This is a genomic window from Chelativorans composti, assembly GCF_039541695.1.
Classification (GTDB): domain Bacteria; phylum Pseudomonadota; class Alphaproteobacteria; order Rhizobiales; family Rhizobiaceae; genus Chelativorans; species Chelativorans composti.
The window spans coordinates 1-14,929 of record NZ_BAABGS010000056.1; the positions used below are offsets into that span (position 1 = coordinate 1).

The window sequence follows — 14,929 nt, forward strand, 5'->3', positions numbered from 1 at the left end:
CATCCCGGCATTCGCGCGGGCGGCCCTGCAACCCCAACCAGCGATGCCGCCCGCGCTGGCGCCACGACCATCATTGCACTAACAATCAAATTGGACCCGTCCGTGCGGGCCGATCATAGCCGCGACGTCTGGCCAGCAAGACCCTGTCCTCGGAGGAGGAGGAGGAAATGAGGTTGCGGCCCGATGTGGCCGTCAGCACATTCGTTGTCGCGCAGGAAAACTGCGGCACTGCCTGCGTCGCGCGCAGGAGATCTTGAAGTCTGCATGGCCGCAACCGACAGGATGGCCGAGATCGCCATAACCAATTTGAGAACATTCTGCCGACCATCCTGCAAAATGACTGCAAAACGGACGACGCGCCGTTTCTGGCGAAAATCTCAAACGATTGATATTTGAGGAAGAAAATGGCGCGCCCGAAAGGATTCGAACCTCTGACCCCCAGATTCGTAGTCTGGTGCTCTATCCAGCTGAGCTACGGGCGCGTACTGCCTTGTCGCAGTGGGTTTCGCTGGTCACGTCCAGCGCTGGAATGACGCCTACCTAATGGGTGATCTCGCCAAAAGCAAGCGTTCTTGTTCAAGAAAATGCGGAAAATTTTCATTCGGTGCGCATTGTGGCTGTGCATAAGGGGTTCCATCGCACCGTCCGAGCGCTGTCACCCCTGTCAGAACGCCCCAGGCAAGGGTTCGATATCTCAGAATCGCCATTTCATGGCCGCGCAGACCCGCCTCACCGCGCGAATCAGCCCTTACGGACGCGTTCGGACCGCTGGCCGTCAGATCCCCATGCGTCCGATCCAGTCGCGGACATCCGTGTGGAATGCCTTTGTCGAGGCCTATGGGGAGATCATGCGAGCAGGTGCCACCCGGCTGCCACTCCTGCCTACCGGACCAGTTTCGCGTGACACCCCTAGGACAATCAGGAACGCCGCTCCCAGGCCACCGCGTGCCGGCCCTTCCGCTCCGCACCATCCGGTTTCGGCGCCTGTAGCGGCAGCGTAATCTCGAACACGGTACGTCCCTGCCCGGTCTCCACAAGTTCGATTCGCCCGCCATGGGCGCGCACAAGCTCCTGCGAGATAGCGAGGCCCAGGCCAGTCCCGCCGCTCCTGGCCGAACCGCGGAACGCGGCGAAAAGATTCTGCTTGGCCCGTTCCGGTAGCCCGGGTCCGGTATCCATGACGCGGACGCATACTTCCTGCGCCCGTTGCTCCGCGCTGATCGTGAGGCGCTTCACAAGCGCCGGCTCGTTCTCCCCCGACATGGCCTGGACGGCGTTGCGCGACAGATTGAACAGCACCCGGAACAGCTGATCCGAATCGGCGTCGATCTCCAGTCCCTCGGGGACAAGATTGATCATCTCGATGCCGCTCTCCTCCGGCACCGCCAGCGTGGCGAAGACATCATCCGCGAGCTCGCGCAGCCTGAGCCGGCGCAACTTCGGCGGCGCTTCCTGGGTCCGCCCGTAGGCAAGCACTCCTTCCGTGTAGGACACCGCGCGGTCCAGCGTCCGAACGAGACGCGGCGCCAGCGACTGCACCTGCGGATCCCTCACCTCCACGAGGCGGTCCGAGATGAGTTGCGCCGCAGCGAGCATATTGCGCATGTCGTGGTTAATCTTGGAGACGGCGAGGCCAAGGTCTGCAAGCCGGCGCCGCTCCCCGAGCGTCCGGTGGAGGGTCACTTGCATCTCCGCCAGCTCCCGCTCGGCGATGCCAATCTCATCATCCCTGCGGTTGTCCGCCTGAATGATTCGTGTCGCGTCGTCCGGTGCTTTGGCGAAGGCGAGCATTGCCTGCGTCATCCGGCGGATCGGCCGGATCATGATGTAGTCGATCGCGAAAAACACCAGCATCGCCGTGAACAGAGACAACCCGAGCGCCAGCAGGGCTATGTTCCGGGCGTATTCAAGCAGCGACTGGCGCAGACCGAAGTCGGAAAACACGATCTCGAACTGCGTGTTTGAATCGTCGATCCGACCGAAGACGCGCAGCAGACGGTTTCCGCCGAACAGCATTGTGTCGAACGCCTGCTCGGTGGCCCCGAGCAGGCCCAGCTTGTCCAGGTCGATGTGCTCGTCAACCTGGGGCGGCACCTCGGACACCACGAGCATGCGCGAGACTCCAGCCTCCCGCGCGGCGATGGCGCGCACTCCGGACGCCCGCAGTACCCGGCTGCTTGCCTGCATGCTGAGGCTCCCGGGACCGCTGTCCATCACGACAATGGCGACGGCTGCCGCGGTGCGAAGCCGGGCTCCCATCCAGGCGCGACCGAAATCGGCTATGGAGGGTATGGCAATGAGAACTTCCGCCAGCAGAACGAACGGAATGGTCAGCAGCAACAGCTTCGTGGAAAGCCCGCGGCTCAGAGGCACGAACCTTTCTCTATCTTCCCGGTCTCTCGCAGACTGAAGCATCAAACGGTTCCACAGCCGCCGGTTGCCCATTGCAAACAGCCATATCACAGATTGGTGATTGACCGTGCATCACATACAGCAACCGCGCGATCCATTTTGCATCGGCAAGGTCAATGTATTGCCCTCCCTGGACGCAATCCAGTCCCCGCGATCGTGAAGAGAATACAATGTGATCAACGCCCAGGCCCTGGACAGACATCAGTCGTGCAAGGAACAGGATCTGCATACAGTCGGGAAGAGGATTTGAGGGAGAGATGCAGCGCCTGGAGAAGTAAACGCGAGTTCCCGCTGGCGCAGTAAACAGGTGGGGCGCCGCTGCAGAAAAATCGGCGCCGGGCGATGCCCGGCGCCGCGAAACCATTTGCTGGAAGCTTTTCAGCCCCTCTGCGGGATCTGGACCGGCGGATGGACAGGCGGTACCGGAAGTGCCGCCTTCCTGGTTTTCGCCTCGCTTATTGCGGAGCGATCATCTTCTCCGGACGGACCAGCCGGTCGTACTCATCGGCCGTGACGAGGCCGCTCTTGAGGGCCTCCTCGCGCAGCGTCGTGCCGTTCTTGTGCGCAGCCTTGGCGATCTTGGCAGCGTTGTCGTAGCCGATGGCCGGAGCGAGCGCCGTCACCAGCATCAGCGAGCGCTGCATCAGGTCGGCGATGCGGACCTCATCGGCTTCGATGCCCTTCACGCAGTTGTCAGCGAATGACCGCGACGAGTCGGTGAGCAGGCGCACCGACTGCAGCACGGCATTGGCGATGACCGGCTTGAACACGTTGAGTTCGAAATGACCCTGGCTGGCTGCGACGGTGACGGTGGTGTGGTTGCCCATGACCTGGGTGGCGACCATCGTCAGCGCCTCGCACTGCGTCGGGTTGACCTTGCCCGGCATGATCGACGAGCCCGGTTCATTCTCCGGCAGCTTCAGCTCGCCGAGGCCCGAACGAGGACCAGAGCCCAGGAAGCGGATGTCGTTGGCGATCTTGAACAGGTCGGCGGCAAGAGCGTTCAGCGCGCCGTGGAAATTGGCAAGCGCGCCGTGGCTTGCCAGCGCCTCGAACTTGTTCTCCGCCGTGCGGAACGGCAGGCCGGTGATAGCGGCCACGCGCTCGGCGAACGCCTTGTCGAAACCGACCGGAGCGTTGAGGCCGGTACCAACGGCCGTACCGCCCTGCGCCAGAGCATAAACGTCATTGAGCGCCGCTTCGATGCGAGCGCGACCTAGCTTCAGCGCCGCCACGTAGCCGGAGAACTCCTGACCCAGCGTCAGCGGCGTGGCGTCCTGCGTGTGCGTACGGCCGATCTTCACGATATCGCCGAAGGCCCGCTCCTTCTCCTCAAGTGCGGCGGTCAGGTACTCGAGCGCCGGAAGCAACTGGGCGACCGTCTCGCGGGCCACCGCAATGTGCATGGCGGTCGGGAACGTGTCGTTCGACGACTGGCCCATGTTGACGTGATCGTTCGGGTGAACCGGCTTCTTCGAGCCCTTCTCGCCGCCCAGCATCTCGATGGCGCGGTTGGAGATCACCTCGTTGGCGTTCATGTTCGTCTGGGTGCCCGAGCCGGTCTGCCAGACCACCAGCGGAAACTCGCCGTCATGCTTGCCCTCGACGACCTCGCGGGCGGCGGCGACGATAGCCTCGCCGATCTTCGCATCCAGCTTGCCGAGGCGCATGTTCACCTCGGCGGCTGCCTGCTTGATGATGCCGAGCGCCCTCACCAGCGGGATTGGCATCCGCTCGGTGCCGATCTTGAAATTGGTGAGTGAGCGCTGCGTCTGCGCGCCCCAGTAATGATCAGCCGGAACTTCGATAGGACCAAACGTATCTGTTTCAGTGCGGGTGTTCATGTGGCGCTCTCACTGCACGGGATTTTGGTTCTGCCATATGCGCCATGCGCGGACGTTTTGCAAACCCGCAAAAGACCCCGGACAGGTTTGGATCGATTAAATGTGAGTCGCTTTTCCGCGGGCTGTGGAAGATTGGCCGCAGCACTCCGTCACCCGCCCCATGCGATTGCAGCAAGGCAAGGCAGGGCAGGACGGAACTGCTGTCAGGGAAGTCTCCGTCCCGCCCTGGTTTCCGGGACGGACGGTCGCGCTATGCGGACTCCAGCTTCAGGCCCACATTACGGTCGAGCGTCGCTCGGTCGCTGAGCAATTCGGCCGAGGGTGCGGCATGCGCCACCAGCCCGCGTTCCAGGATGATGGCCCGGTCGGTGAGTCTCAGCGCCACGTCCGCATGTTGCTCGACCAGGATGAGCGTCAGCCCCTCGTCCTCCGCCATCCGCCGGATCGCCGCCGTCAGCTCCTCGACGATGATCGGCGCCAGCCCCTCCAGCGGCTCATCAAGCAGCAGCAGCGATGGGTTGGTCATCAGCGTCCGCGCGATGGCGAGCATCTGCTGCTCGCCGCCCGAGAGCTGGTCGCCCATGTTGCCGCGCCGCTCCTTGAGCCTCGGGAACAGCGCATAGACCGCGTCGAGGTTCCACCGTCCCGGTCGCGAGGCGACCGTCAGGTTCTCCTCCACCGTGAGCGAGCGGAAGATCTCGCGCTCCTGCGGCACCCAGCCGATGCCGAGAAGCGCCCTCTTGTCGGGCGAAAGCCGGGTGATGTCCTGCCCCTTGAAACGGATCGTGCCGCGCATCGTCCGCACGATGCCGATGATGGTGAGCAGCAGCGTCGACTTGCCGACGCCGTTGCGCCCGAGCACGGCCAGGCTTTCACCCGCGCCAACGCTCACCGACACATTGTCGAGCACCACCGCGTCGCTATAGCCCGAACGGACATCCTTGAGCTCCAGCAATGGCTCAGCCATGGCCCCTCCCCAGATAAACCTCGCGCACACGCGGGTCTTCCTTCACCTCGTCCGGCGTGGCCTGCAGCAGCACACCGCCTGCCACCAGCACGATCACCTGAGAGGCGAAGCTGAAAACGATCTCCATGTCATGCTCGATGAACAGCACGGCAATGTCCCGCGGCAGGCTGGCGACCACCTCGAACAGCATCGCGCTTTCATCCTTGGGCACGCCTGCCGCCGGCTCGTCGAGCAGCAGCACCTTGGGCCGCGTGGCGAGCGCCAGCGCAATCTCGACCAGCCGCTGCTGGCCATAGGCGAGCTGCCGTGTCGGCTTCATGGCCACCTCGGCCAGGCCGAGTTGGCTCAGGATCGCATGGCTTTCCTCGATCGCCTCCCTGTGGGAAGCAAGGCTCCGCCAGAACTGCCCGGCCTTCTTCTCCCGCTCGCACACCACCAGCGTGACGGATTCGAGCGGCGTGAGGTCGGGGAACAGCGTGTTGATCTGGAACGTCCGGGTCAATCCCCGCCGCACGCGCTCCGCCGTTCCGGTTGCCGTGATGTCCTGTCCGTCGAGCAGGATCCGTCCCGAGTTGGGTCTGAGCTGCCCTGTGATCAGGTTGATGAATGTCGTCTTTCCTGCTCCGTTCGGCCCGATCAGCGCATAGCGCGCGCCCTGCGGAAGCTCGATGGAAATGTCGCGTGCCACCTCGAGCGAGCCGAAGGATTTGCAGATGGATTCCGTGCGCAGAACCATGCGTTCCTCCCTCACTCCTCGCGCCGCACCAGCCGCGCCAGTCCGCCCAGGATACCCTTGGGCATGAACATGACCACGAACATGAGCAGAAGACCGATCCAGAGGAACCAGTACTGCGGATTGATGCCGGCGAGCTGGTCCCGGGCGATGAGGAAGATGACGGCGCCGACGATCGCGCCATAGAGTCTTCCCGTGCCGCCGAGGATCAGCATCACCACCACGTCGGCCGAGCGCTGGAAGCTCAGCACCTCGAGCGTCACCGTGTTGGTGGTCTGAGTGAGCAGCGCCCCGGCTACACCGGCGATCGCCGCGGAGATCGTGTAGACAACGCGCAGGTGCCAGCGGTAGTCGGAGCCGATGGCGGGCATGCGCTTGACGTTCTCGCGGATGCCGCGCAACGCCAGCCCGAACGACGAATTGACGATCACCCGGCACAGCAGGAAGCACAGGAACAGCACGATCAGCGAATAGCTGTAGGCCGTGTAGCCCCACAGGTCGAAGCGGAAATAGCCGAAGATGTTCCACGTGCTGATGCCGGTGAGGCCGTCCGTTCCGCCCGTGAGCCAGCTCAGCGCGTTGCCCAGCTCGAAGGTGAGCAGACCGAGGCCCAGCGTCACCATGATAAGCGCCAGATGCTGCACCCGCACGATGAGAAAGCTGCTGGCGAAGCCGGCGAGCCCCGCGACCAGCGCCGCCAGGAACAGGCCGCTGATCGGCTCGCCCCATCCGTAGCGCGAGCTCAGGATGCCGACGGTGAAGGCGCCGAGGCCGAAGAACATCGCATGGCCCAGCGTCACGATGCCCGCGTAGCCGAGCACGAGATCGACGGAGAGCGCGAACAGCGCCGTGATCGCGATCTGGCTCGCGAGGTTGAGATAAGCCGGGAAGAAGCAGAACGGTAGCAGCGTCGCCAGCCAGAACAGGACCTCGAAGATGGTCCAGCGGTTCCGGCGCCTGATCCAGGCGACCGGCTGCATGGCGGGAGTGGAAACCTGACTTTGCAACATGGCCCCCTCCTCACCGCTTTCCGAGCAGGCCGGTCGGCCTGATGAGCAGGATCGCGACCAGCAGCAGGTAGATCAGGAACGAACCGAGTTCCGGCACGAGATACTTGCCCGCCACGTCGCCTATGCCGAGCAGCGCAGCGCCGAGGAACGAGCCCGGAATGGAGCCCAGGCCGCCCACGCTCACCACGATCAGCACATAGACGAGGAAATGCAGACCGAAGGATGGATCGAGGCCTACGATCTCGATGGCGAGCGCCCCGCCCAGCCCCGCAAGGCCGCTGCCGAGCGCGAAGGTGATGGCGAAGATCCGCTCGACGTTGAGGCCCAGCGCCTGCGCCACCCTCTGGTTGTCCACCGCCGCGCGGATCTTGGCGCCGAACCGCGTGCGCTCCAGCGTGAAGAACAACAGCGCCGTGATGATCAGCGACACGACGATGAGGAAGATGCGGTAGCTGCCGAAGCGTATGCCGGCCACTTCCACCGATCCGCGCAACCAGCTCGGCAGCACGATCGGCTGCTGGCCGGTGCCGAAGAAATAGGTGGCGCCCGCCGCCGCGACGAACACGAGTCCGATGGTGAAGAGAACCTGGTTGAGCTCGCCCGCCCGGTAAAGCCGCCGGAAAAACACCCGTTCCAGCACCACGCTCACGAGCGCGGCGGCCAGAAAGGCCATGGGCAGGGTGAGCAGGAACGGCCAGCCATACTGGCGCATCAGTAGCACGGTGACATAGCCACCCAGCATGCCGAAGGCGCCATGGGCAAGATTGATGAAATTCATCAGGCCGAGCGTCACGGTCAGTCCCACGGACAGGACGAAAAGCAGCATCCCGAACGCGAGACCATCAAAAAGAACAATGACGATGTTGCCGATCACGAACCGTCAATCCATCTCGTAAGCGAGCCTTCCAGGGTGCATGTGCAGCCGTCGGAGGCTCTTTTCTTCTTGTTGAGGCGCCGGCCCCGCCCGGCAGCGCGACCGGCCCCGTTCCGGATGAAGAAGCCCGTGGATCTTCTTCCGCGCCGGGGCTTTGGCCTGAGCGGCTTCAGCCCGGCGGCGCAGCGGGCGGCCGGTCACCCGGCCACCCCGATCGGGCTCAGTTGGACGCGCCGTGCAGCGGGTCCTTGACGTTCGGGATTTCGTGAATGATCACGTTTTGCAGCTTGCCGTCGACCTCCTGCACCTCGCGGATGTAGACGGTCTGCACGACGTCGCGCGTCTCCGGGTCGATGGACATCGGCCCGCGCGGGCTCTGCCACGACATGCCCTTGGCCGCCTCGATCAGTGCATCGCCGCTGGCGTCGCCATTGGTCTTCTTCAGCGCCTCGTAGATGAGGTGCATGCCGTCATAGCCGCCGATCGAGAACAGGTCGGGCGAACGGCCGTTGTTGGCGGCGCGATAGCCTTCCACGAACTCGTTGTTGAGCGGATCGTCACGCTCCAGCGTGTAATGGAACGTGGTGATGATGCCGCGCGCCGTCTCGCCCATGCTTTCCAGCGCCTCCGGATGCGTCAGCTCGCCCTGGGCGAAGATCTTGGTTGCGGGCGGAGCCAGGCCCCGGTCCACGAGAGCCTTGCCGATCGCCGCCGGCTGTGCGCCGCCCGGCACGAAGATGTAGACGGCCTCCGGATTGCTGTCCTTCACGCGCTGCACGTAGGCGGAGAAGTCCGGGTTCGCGACCGGCGTGCGGTCGGAGCCGAGAATGGTGCCGCCCGCTTCCGTGAAGCCCTTGGAGAACGAGCTTTCCGCGTCATGTCCCGGGCCATAGTCCGAAACGAGCGTATAGGCCTGCTTGACGCCGGCTTCCTCCACGGCCCACTTGCCCAGCGCATAGTTCACCTGCGGGATCGTCACCGAGGTGCGCACCATGTAGGGCGAAAGGTCGATGATGTTGGAGGTGGCGGCGTTCATCAGGACCGTGAACTTCTTCGCCTCGTTGGCGATGTCTGCCACGCCCACGGCCTCGGGCGTCAGCGCGAAGCCCGCAAGAATGTCGGCGCCGTCACGCACCACCAGTTCCTGCGCCAGGCGGCGCGCCACATCCGCGTTCGGTCCTCCCGTGTCCTTGCGGATGATCTCGATCTTCTTTCCGGCGACGGTGTCGCCGTGCTTCTCCATGTAGAGCTTGACGCCGGCATCAAGCTGGTTCGCGGCATCGGCGAACGGTCCGGAATACGGCAGTATCAGACCGATCTTGACCGTGTCCTCCGCATTGGCGTCAACGATGAGCGCTGCACTGAGGCTCAGCGCAACAACTGCTGCAAGTCTCAAAGCCATGCTGTCCTCCCATTCATTGGACAAAGGCGGCCGCCTTTCCCAACTTTTCAATATGTATACATAGCTGAAGGCCTTAGCCAAGAGCCTCCGTGACGTTTCTCACCCCGCCCTTGACGGCGACAGGTTCCGCCTGCCATGCCGCCCCGAAGCTCTCCGCCTGTTCTGCCGCCAGCAGACCCAGTTGATTCCCGAAGGCTGCGCCTTGACCGCCCCCCACGTTATGGTTGTATACATCCTTAACACGAAAATCGTCGCGTTGACCTCCCGCTCCCGCCTGGCGCAACGCAAGCCCCCGCAAGGTTCCGCATGCTGGATTTGCTTTCCCTCGTGATGCCGCTTTATCTGCTGATCCTCACGGGTTTCTCGATGGTGCGTCTGCGCCTGCTGCCCGACGGCTCCATCCCGGCGATCGGCGCCCTGGTAATGAATATTGCGCTGCCGGCCCTGATCATCAACACCCTGGTGGGCCAGAACCTGCGCGAGGCGTTCAGCCTCAACTATCTGCTTGCCTACATGCTTGGCGCGACCGCCACCGTACTGCTGGTCTTCACGCTTTTTCTGACAATTCTGCGCCGGCGCTGGACCGTCGCCTTCATGGCAGGCTTCTGCAGCGCCATGGCGAACTCGGGCTTCGTGGGGCTGCCCTTGGTCACCCTCGTGCTCGGGGCGTCGGGCCTGCGCGCTGTTCCTATGACCTTCCTGGTTGAAAACGTGGTTTTGATCCCAACCGCCCTCGCGCTCACCGAGATCACCGACGGTTCACAGAGTTCCGCGCGCCAAGTCCTGATGAAGATGGTGAAGCGGCTTGCCAGCTCCCCGATCCTGCTGGCCATCGGGGCAGGCTCCGCCCTGTCGGCCCTGGACGTGCACCTGCCTGCCCCTGTCGGTAAGACCATTGCCCTGCTCGCCTCCGCGGCGGTCCCCTGCGCCCTCATCATCATCGGCGCCATGCTGGCAAACACCCGACCCACTGCCGCCGGCATGGACGCGATCTGGATCACCATCGGCAAGCTGGCGCTCCATCCCCTCGCCACGTTCCTGGCCTTCCTGGTCATCGGCAACGTTCCCACGGACATGCGCGACGCCGGCATCATCCTCGCCTCTGCGCCGATGGCCACCATCGTGCCGCTCATCGGCGCCCGCTTCGGGCTCGAGGGCCTGACCGCGACCGCCTTGCTGACGGCTACCGTCGCGAGCTTCGTCACGATCACCATAGTGCTCTCGCTTCTGGCGCATGCGTAAGAGCGCGCGGATCCGCCATCGCGCAGGAACGTGCCGACCGCCCACCACTACCGCCTGAGGCCCGAAATGCGGCACCCGCGCAGCCGCCATGGCATTGAGCCGGGGATTTTGTTTATCCTAAAATTTGTCGTCGTGCATACAAATATTTATTAATCAAATCGCCCCCCCCTAAACTTTCCGAATACAAATACTTTCAAGGATATACTGGCATTATCATTATCATTATCATTATAAACCTGTTTGCAGTAAATTTTCGGGCTCTGCTTGCAATATTCCTATTGCAAAGCCCGCGATGTTTATGCTAAACAGAAAACAAGAATGGTTCGCAAGAACTGTGTAGAGGACATTCCCCGTTAGTGTGGCCCAAGGCCACCCAGGAACGCCGGTCCTCCCGCCCCCCGGACCGGCTACCCCAAGGCTTGCCACGTCAAAGTGGCAAGCCTTGGGGCTCCCTCCCATACCGGTACCGGTTCGTCTCAAGTTCCAGAGTGTGGTGAGCAGTTCCAGCGTGAGCGTAGCAACATCGTCTGTCGTCCACGGAGACAGAGCATGCCGGCACGCCCGCTTATCGACAAGGCGCTGATCCTGCGACTGCTTGATGAACTTGCCGAATACGGCCTTTCGGAAGAAGAGGTTGACCGCACGCTTGTCCGGGACGGGCCGGTCGATCTGGACCTCCTGGCGGAATGCAAGCGGGAACACCCCTATTTCAATCCGAATTTGCGCAAGGTTCGTCTTCAACCGTTGCGCTCACCTCGTTTCCGGTGCCGCCGGCAGGGCGGCTCGAGATTTCCCTGACGAAGAAGTTGCCCCGAGCGCCGCAGGCCGGCAGACACTGGCTGCCCCCTCGTGGCAAGCGACCCGCAACATCGATCCGGCTGTACAGGATCCGGCCCCGCACCTTTACGGGAAACCAGGCGAATCACTCTGTCGAAGCCCCCTTCTCTTGAAGCCACCGGAGATTTGTGAAGCCCTGTATTGATCCAGGAACGGCCCCCGGCCATCATTCGGAAGGATATGGGTCCGAGCTGGCGCTGGACGGTGCGAACAGGCTTTCAAAACATCTCCGCCGCACTTGTCGCGACATCCCGACCGGGACACCGTCCGCGGCAAACCTCGCCGATCGCATTTATGCCACCGGCCGCGCCGGCCGCTTTCCAGCGAGCCGAGCGGTATCGGGTGCATGCGGCAAGCAAGAACGGTCACATGGCCGATTCGCGACTTGCAGGGCGTGAGAACTTCTGCACCGACCGGGCGACTTCATGGGCGAGCTCGGCCGAAACCTGGGCGCTTGAGATGTCGCCGGCCTCTCGGATGGTCGATGTGGACAAATAGCTTTCGTTGGTCCTTCCGTCCAGCAGATGCCAGAAGACCTGCCACTGCCCGCCCTCCTGACGGACTGCCGACAGCAGTTGGTAGACTCCGGCAGCTTTGTCGAACCGCTCATCCACCTTGGTCAACACGTCCCTGAGCTGCTCGTCAGGTTTGACGCCGACGATCCTGAAGCCCTCCACGCCGCTCATGGCCTCCCAGAGCGACTGCGTGAAAAGCCGCGCAAAATTCTCCGACTCCTCACCCGCGGACGAATAGGCCTGGACCTGCGCCACCACGATGACAGGTTCGCTGCGCTGGTTGGAGGTCTCGAACGAGCCCATGAAATAGGCCGCACCAAGGAAGGCTCCAGCCAACGCGAGTGTCACGCTGACCGTGCCGCTTTGCAGACTAGGGCGCCGTTCCAGCAGAATGTCCCTGAGCCTCGAGACCGCCCGTTCCGGCAGGGTTTCCTGCCGGACAAAAACGGGCACATAAGTGCCCAGTGGCAGCACGATGCGATACGGATCCCGTTTGCCCGGACCGGCATAATAGTCTTCGAGCGAGCGGCGCAAATGCCCGGCCGCAATCCGCACGATCGGATCGACGGACGCATCGAACGATGCATCCCTTCCGAAGACGTCGACCGCCACGGTAAACGCCTTGATGCGGCTTGCGCGGCCGGCAACCGTCTCCTCGACCACGAACTTCAGAAACTGCTTGTTGCGTTCGGAGGCCCGGAAATGCTTGCTCGAAAGGATTCGGTCCAGCGCGTCGAGACGGTGGTCGTCCCGCGATTGCTTGCCGGGCAGATCCGCATGCTCATCATCTGAAAACCCGTTGCCACCATCTGCTCTGTTCGAATTATTTTGGTTCATGAGCCGCGCTATCTTTGTCTGTTCTTCAAAGCGATCAAATATCTCTCTGAAATCCAACAAGATGACTTGAAAACGCATTCGCGACGCACATCTGCGATGCCCGCAGAACGGAACCGGATCGGATCGCGGAATCGGAATGCCCGGGCCGGTTGACTAATCCCCAACCCGGATGAACAGAAGCCAGCACACAACCGCTGCACGATGGAAATGACACGGAACCAGGCGCCTTGAGGAACCTGCCTTGGGCGAGGTTCGCAACCCGGAGCGGAAAAACATATTGGCTAAGATGTACCCAGGCTCGCCTTATGAGCAAATAAAGCAGAACTGACACCCGCAGGGCTTCCCCCGGTCCGGGCGGCCGCCAGAACGCCGGGAACGTCCGCAGCATTTCCGACGGGTCAAATGCTTTCCCACAGCCCGGGTTCAGGGAAAGTGGGGCCAGTTTCCGTGCGGAACAGCGAAACAAATGCCGGAGCGTTTCACGGTTTCCGCGAAAACCGGAATGGCACCTAGTAATCTTCCATGCCGAAATACTTTGACTTGAGTTCATCCACCTGGTCGGCGTCGATCGCGGCAAGGATGGCGAGAGTGAGCGGCCGCGTCAGCGGGCTGCCCAAAGGCAGGGCGAAGCCGTACTTCTGCCGCTCGAACAGGCGACCGACGATTTCCAGCGGCTGATCGCTGTGCGTATGCTGGTAATATTCCAGCACCGGCGCATCGTCGATGATCGCGGCCACTTCGCCCTCCAGCAGGGCGGCGACGGCCTCGTCCAGGTGGCCGAAGCCACGCACGCGCAAGCCGACGCTCCTGGCATACTCCTCCTGTGCGCTGCCTGACATGACAGCAACCAGCTGGTTGTTCAGGTCGTCGAGGCCCGTGATCTGGTTGGTCAGCGACAGCGTGGTCATGACGCTGGTCACGGTCGAGGTCACGTAAGCCACCACGGCGACGCCGAAGGCGAGCCACAGCCCCTGCCAGATCCGCCCGACCCAGCCGAACAGGTTCTTGCGTGTTGTTGGCTTGCTTGAAGTCGCCACCAGCATCACCGTGTAGAAGCTTTCGGCAAACCCGTCGCGCCACCGTCTCGGAAAGTTCGGATCGAAGCGCCGGTCGAAGATGGTGAGCAGGACCGTCGCCGCCAGGATGACGCCCACGATCCACGCATAGGCCTTGAGATACCCGGCATTGTGCAGCCCCTCGAGCAGATTGCCGAAGCTGCTCTGATTGGAGGCGATCATGATACGGTTGCCGCTGTCGAACCAGGGCTGCGTGAAGTCGACGATATGCGCGCGCTGCTCCGTGATGGTGAGGTTGGCAACCGCCACGTCGACGCGGTTGGATGCCGTGGCCTCCAGCAGCTCCCGGACGCTCCCGTACTCCTCGAAGCGGTAGGTATAGCCCAGGGCGAACGCCAGGCCCCGCCACAGGTCGATCGCCATGCCGGTGTAGCTGCCGTCCTTCTTCTTCTCCACGAAGGGCTCGTTGATGTAGAGGCCGACCACCAGCTCCCTGCCCACGTCTGCCTGTGCAGAGGTTGCCTGCCCGTTCTGCGTCGGGGTTGGCGTCGCCTGAGCGCTCTCCTGGGCGGATGGGGCCTGCCGGTCCGCCGCTGTCTCCTGGGCAAGCGTCGCAACCGGGGCAGCCAATATCATCACCGCCGCTAGAGCCGCGGACCCTGGATGGCACCTGGTGAAACGAAAGAGCGTTGCGAATGCAGCAATCAGAACCGGAAAGAAACGGCTCGTCACCTCTCTCCCCCCTGATCTGTGATGCCGTCGAACCGTGAAGGATGTCTGGCGGTCAGAACGGGCCGCGCACCTCCCGCCACCGTACAATCACGCCTGCCTGAGGGGCACGCCGCTCCGCTGCTATTCATGACGCCTCGCTGATAACAATTATACGCGAATACCGCCATAACCCGCTGCTTGGCAATGGATTCCTTAATCCGGGTGCTAGAACATATCAAAGATGCTTCCGCGCACTACACCGTCATCGCACGCGCCATCTCATAGTGCGTTTCTGGCCGTCGCGCCAAAACATCTGCTTGATCACATGGTATAATGTGGGACTTGGCGGCAATCGATCGCCAATTCTCATAATATTAATAGCGCATCGCTGCGCCGAGGGGGAAACCGGGCTTGCATCCGGTCTCTGAACCGCGCCGGGTTTGCCGGAGGCTGATTTGGTTTAGTTACGCGGCCATGGCTTCAGTTTCCAGAGCCGCGTAGAAGTTTGCCTCGGCTTCGGCGGGCGGGA

At 62.7% G+C, this 14,929-nt stretch carries 11 protein-coding genes and 1 tRNA gene; 2 read left to right on the plus strand and 10 right to left on the minus strand.

The annotated features are described in order from the left end of the window. Positions 1-405: 405 nt before the first annotated feature. The 8 genes from ABD906_RS10490 to ABD906_RS10525 all read right to left on the minus strand — a co-directional run bounded on the left by ABD906_RS10490 (position 406) and on the right by ABD906_RS10525 (position 9,242). Positions 406-482: transfer RNA gene (locus ABD906_RS10490), tRNA-Arg, on the minus strand. 436 nt (positions 483-918) lie between these two features. Next, on the minus strand, positions 919-2,415 hold the full coding sequence (locus tag ABD906_RS10495; RefSeq protein WP_345099360.1) for a sensor histidine kinase: 1,497 nt from the start codon (positions 2,413-2,415) through the stop codon (positions 919-921). A 452-nt stretch (positions 2,416-2,867) separates the two neighbouring features. Then, positions 2,868-4,256, minus strand: a complete 1,389-nt coding sequence (gene fumC, locus ABD906_RS10500; RefSeq protein WP_345099361.1) for a class II fumarate hydratase — start codon at positions 4,254-4,256, stop codon at positions 2,868-2,870. A gap of 250 nt (positions 4,257-4,506) precedes the next feature. Next, positions 4,507-5,223 (minus strand): ABC transporter ATP-binding protein, encoded by a 717-nt coding sequence (locus ABD906_RS10505; RefSeq protein WP_345099362.1) that lies wholly within the window; start codon positions 5,221-5,223, stop codon positions 4,507-4,509. Further along, positions 5,216-5,959, minus strand: a complete 744-nt coding sequence (locus tag ABD906_RS10510) for an ABC transporter ATP-binding protein (protein ID WP_345099363.1) — start codon at positions 5,957-5,959, stop codon at positions 5,216-5,218. The genes ABD906_RS10505 and ABD906_RS10510 overlap by 8 nt, the downstream gene beginning before the upstream one ends. A gap of 11 nt (positions 5,960-5,970) precedes the next feature. Beyond that, positions 5,971-6,966, minus strand: a complete 996-nt coding sequence (locus ABD906_RS10515) for a branched-chain amino acid ABC transporter permease (protein WP_345099364.1) — start codon at positions 6,964-6,966, stop codon at positions 5,971-5,973. Between the two features lie 10 nt (positions 6,967-6,976). Beyond that, positions 6,977-7,828 (minus strand): branched-chain amino acid ABC transporter permease, encoded by an 852-nt coding sequence (locus ABD906_RS10520; protein ID WP_345099370.1) that lies wholly within the window; start codon positions 7,826-7,828, stop codon positions 6,977-6,979. 232 nt (positions 7,829-8,060) lie between these two features. Further along, positions 8,061-9,242, minus strand: a complete 1,182-nt coding sequence (locus ABD906_RS10525; protein ID WP_345099365.1) for an ABC transporter substrate-binding protein — start codon at positions 9,240-9,242, stop codon at positions 8,061-8,063. 306 nt (positions 9,243-9,548) lie between these two features. Between ABD906_RS10525 and ABD906_RS10530 the strand changes: the two genes are divergently transcribed. Together ABD906_RS10530 and ABD906_RS10535 are read left to right on the plus strand one after the other, a co-directional pair. Next, the gene (locus tag ABD906_RS10530; protein WP_345099366.1) at positions 9,549-10,484 is read left to right on the plus strand and encodes an AEC family transporter; all 936 of its coding nucleotides are present in this window, start codon (positions 9,549-9,551) and stop codon (positions 10,482-10,484) included. Between the two features lie 549 nt (positions 10,485-11,033). Continuing rightward, positions 11,034-11,282, plus strand: a complete 249-nt coding sequence (locus ABD906_RS10535; RefSeq protein WP_345099367.1) for a hypothetical protein — start codon at positions 11,034-11,036, stop codon at positions 11,280-11,282. Positions 11,283-11,686: 404 nt separating this feature from the next. On the opposite strand, the gene ABD906_RS10540 is transcribed toward ABD906_RS10535, so the two are convergent. Further along, on the minus strand, positions 11,687-12,751 hold the full coding sequence (locus tag ABD906_RS10540) for a hypothetical protein (RefSeq protein ID WP_345099368.1): 1,065 nt from the start codon (positions 12,749-12,751) through the stop codon (positions 11,687-11,689). Positions 12,752-13,182: 431 nt separating this feature from the next. Further along, entirely contained in the window at positions 13,183-14,319 is a 1,137-nt protein-coding gene (locus ABD906_RS10545) for a transporter substrate-binding domain-containing protein (RefSeq protein ID WP_378187693.1), read from the minus strand. Positions 14,320-14,929 lie beyond the last annotated feature (610 nt).

What these genes read in the sequence shown, in the direction of transcription:
- ABD906_RS10495 (WP_345099360.1), bottom strand. Translation starts at nt 2,415, where the DNA reads ATGCTTCAGTCTGCGAGAGACCGGGAAGATAGAGAAAGGTTCGTGCCT.
- fumC (WP_345099361.1), bottom strand. Translation starts at nt 4,256, where the DNA reads ATGAACACCCGCACTGAAACAGATACGTTTGGTCCTATCGAAGTTCCG.
- ABD906_RS10505 (WP_345099362.1), bottom strand. Translation starts at nt 5,223, where the DNA reads ATGGCTGAGCCATTGCTGGAGCTCAAGGATGTCCGTTCGGGCTATAGC.
- ABD906_RS10510 (WP_345099363.1), bottom strand. Translation starts at nt 5,959, where the DNA reads ATGGTTCTGCGCACGGAATCCATCTGCAAATCCTTCGGCTCGCTCGAG.
- ABD906_RS10515 (WP_345099364.1), bottom strand. Translation starts at nt 6,966, where the DNA reads ATGTTGCAAAGTCAGGTTTCCACTCCCGCCATGCAGCCGGTCGCCTGG.
- ABD906_RS10525 (WP_345099365.1), bottom strand. Translation starts at nt 9,242, where the DNA reads ATGGCTTTGAGACTTGCAGCAGTTGTTGCGCTGAGCCTCAGTGCAGCG.
- ABD906_RS10530 (WP_345099366.1), top strand. Translation starts at nt 9,549, where the DNA reads ATGCTGGATTTGCTTTCCCTCGTGATGCCGCTTTATCTGCTGATCCTC.
- ABD906_RS10535 (WP_345099367.1), top strand. Translation starts at nt 11,034, where the DNA reads ATGCCGGCACGCCCGCTTATCGACAAGGCGCTGATCCTGCGACTGCTT.
- ABD906_RS10540 (WP_345099368.1), bottom strand. Translation starts at nt 12,751, where the DNA reads ATGCGTTTTCAAGTCATCTTGTTGGATTTCAGAGAGATATTTGATCGC.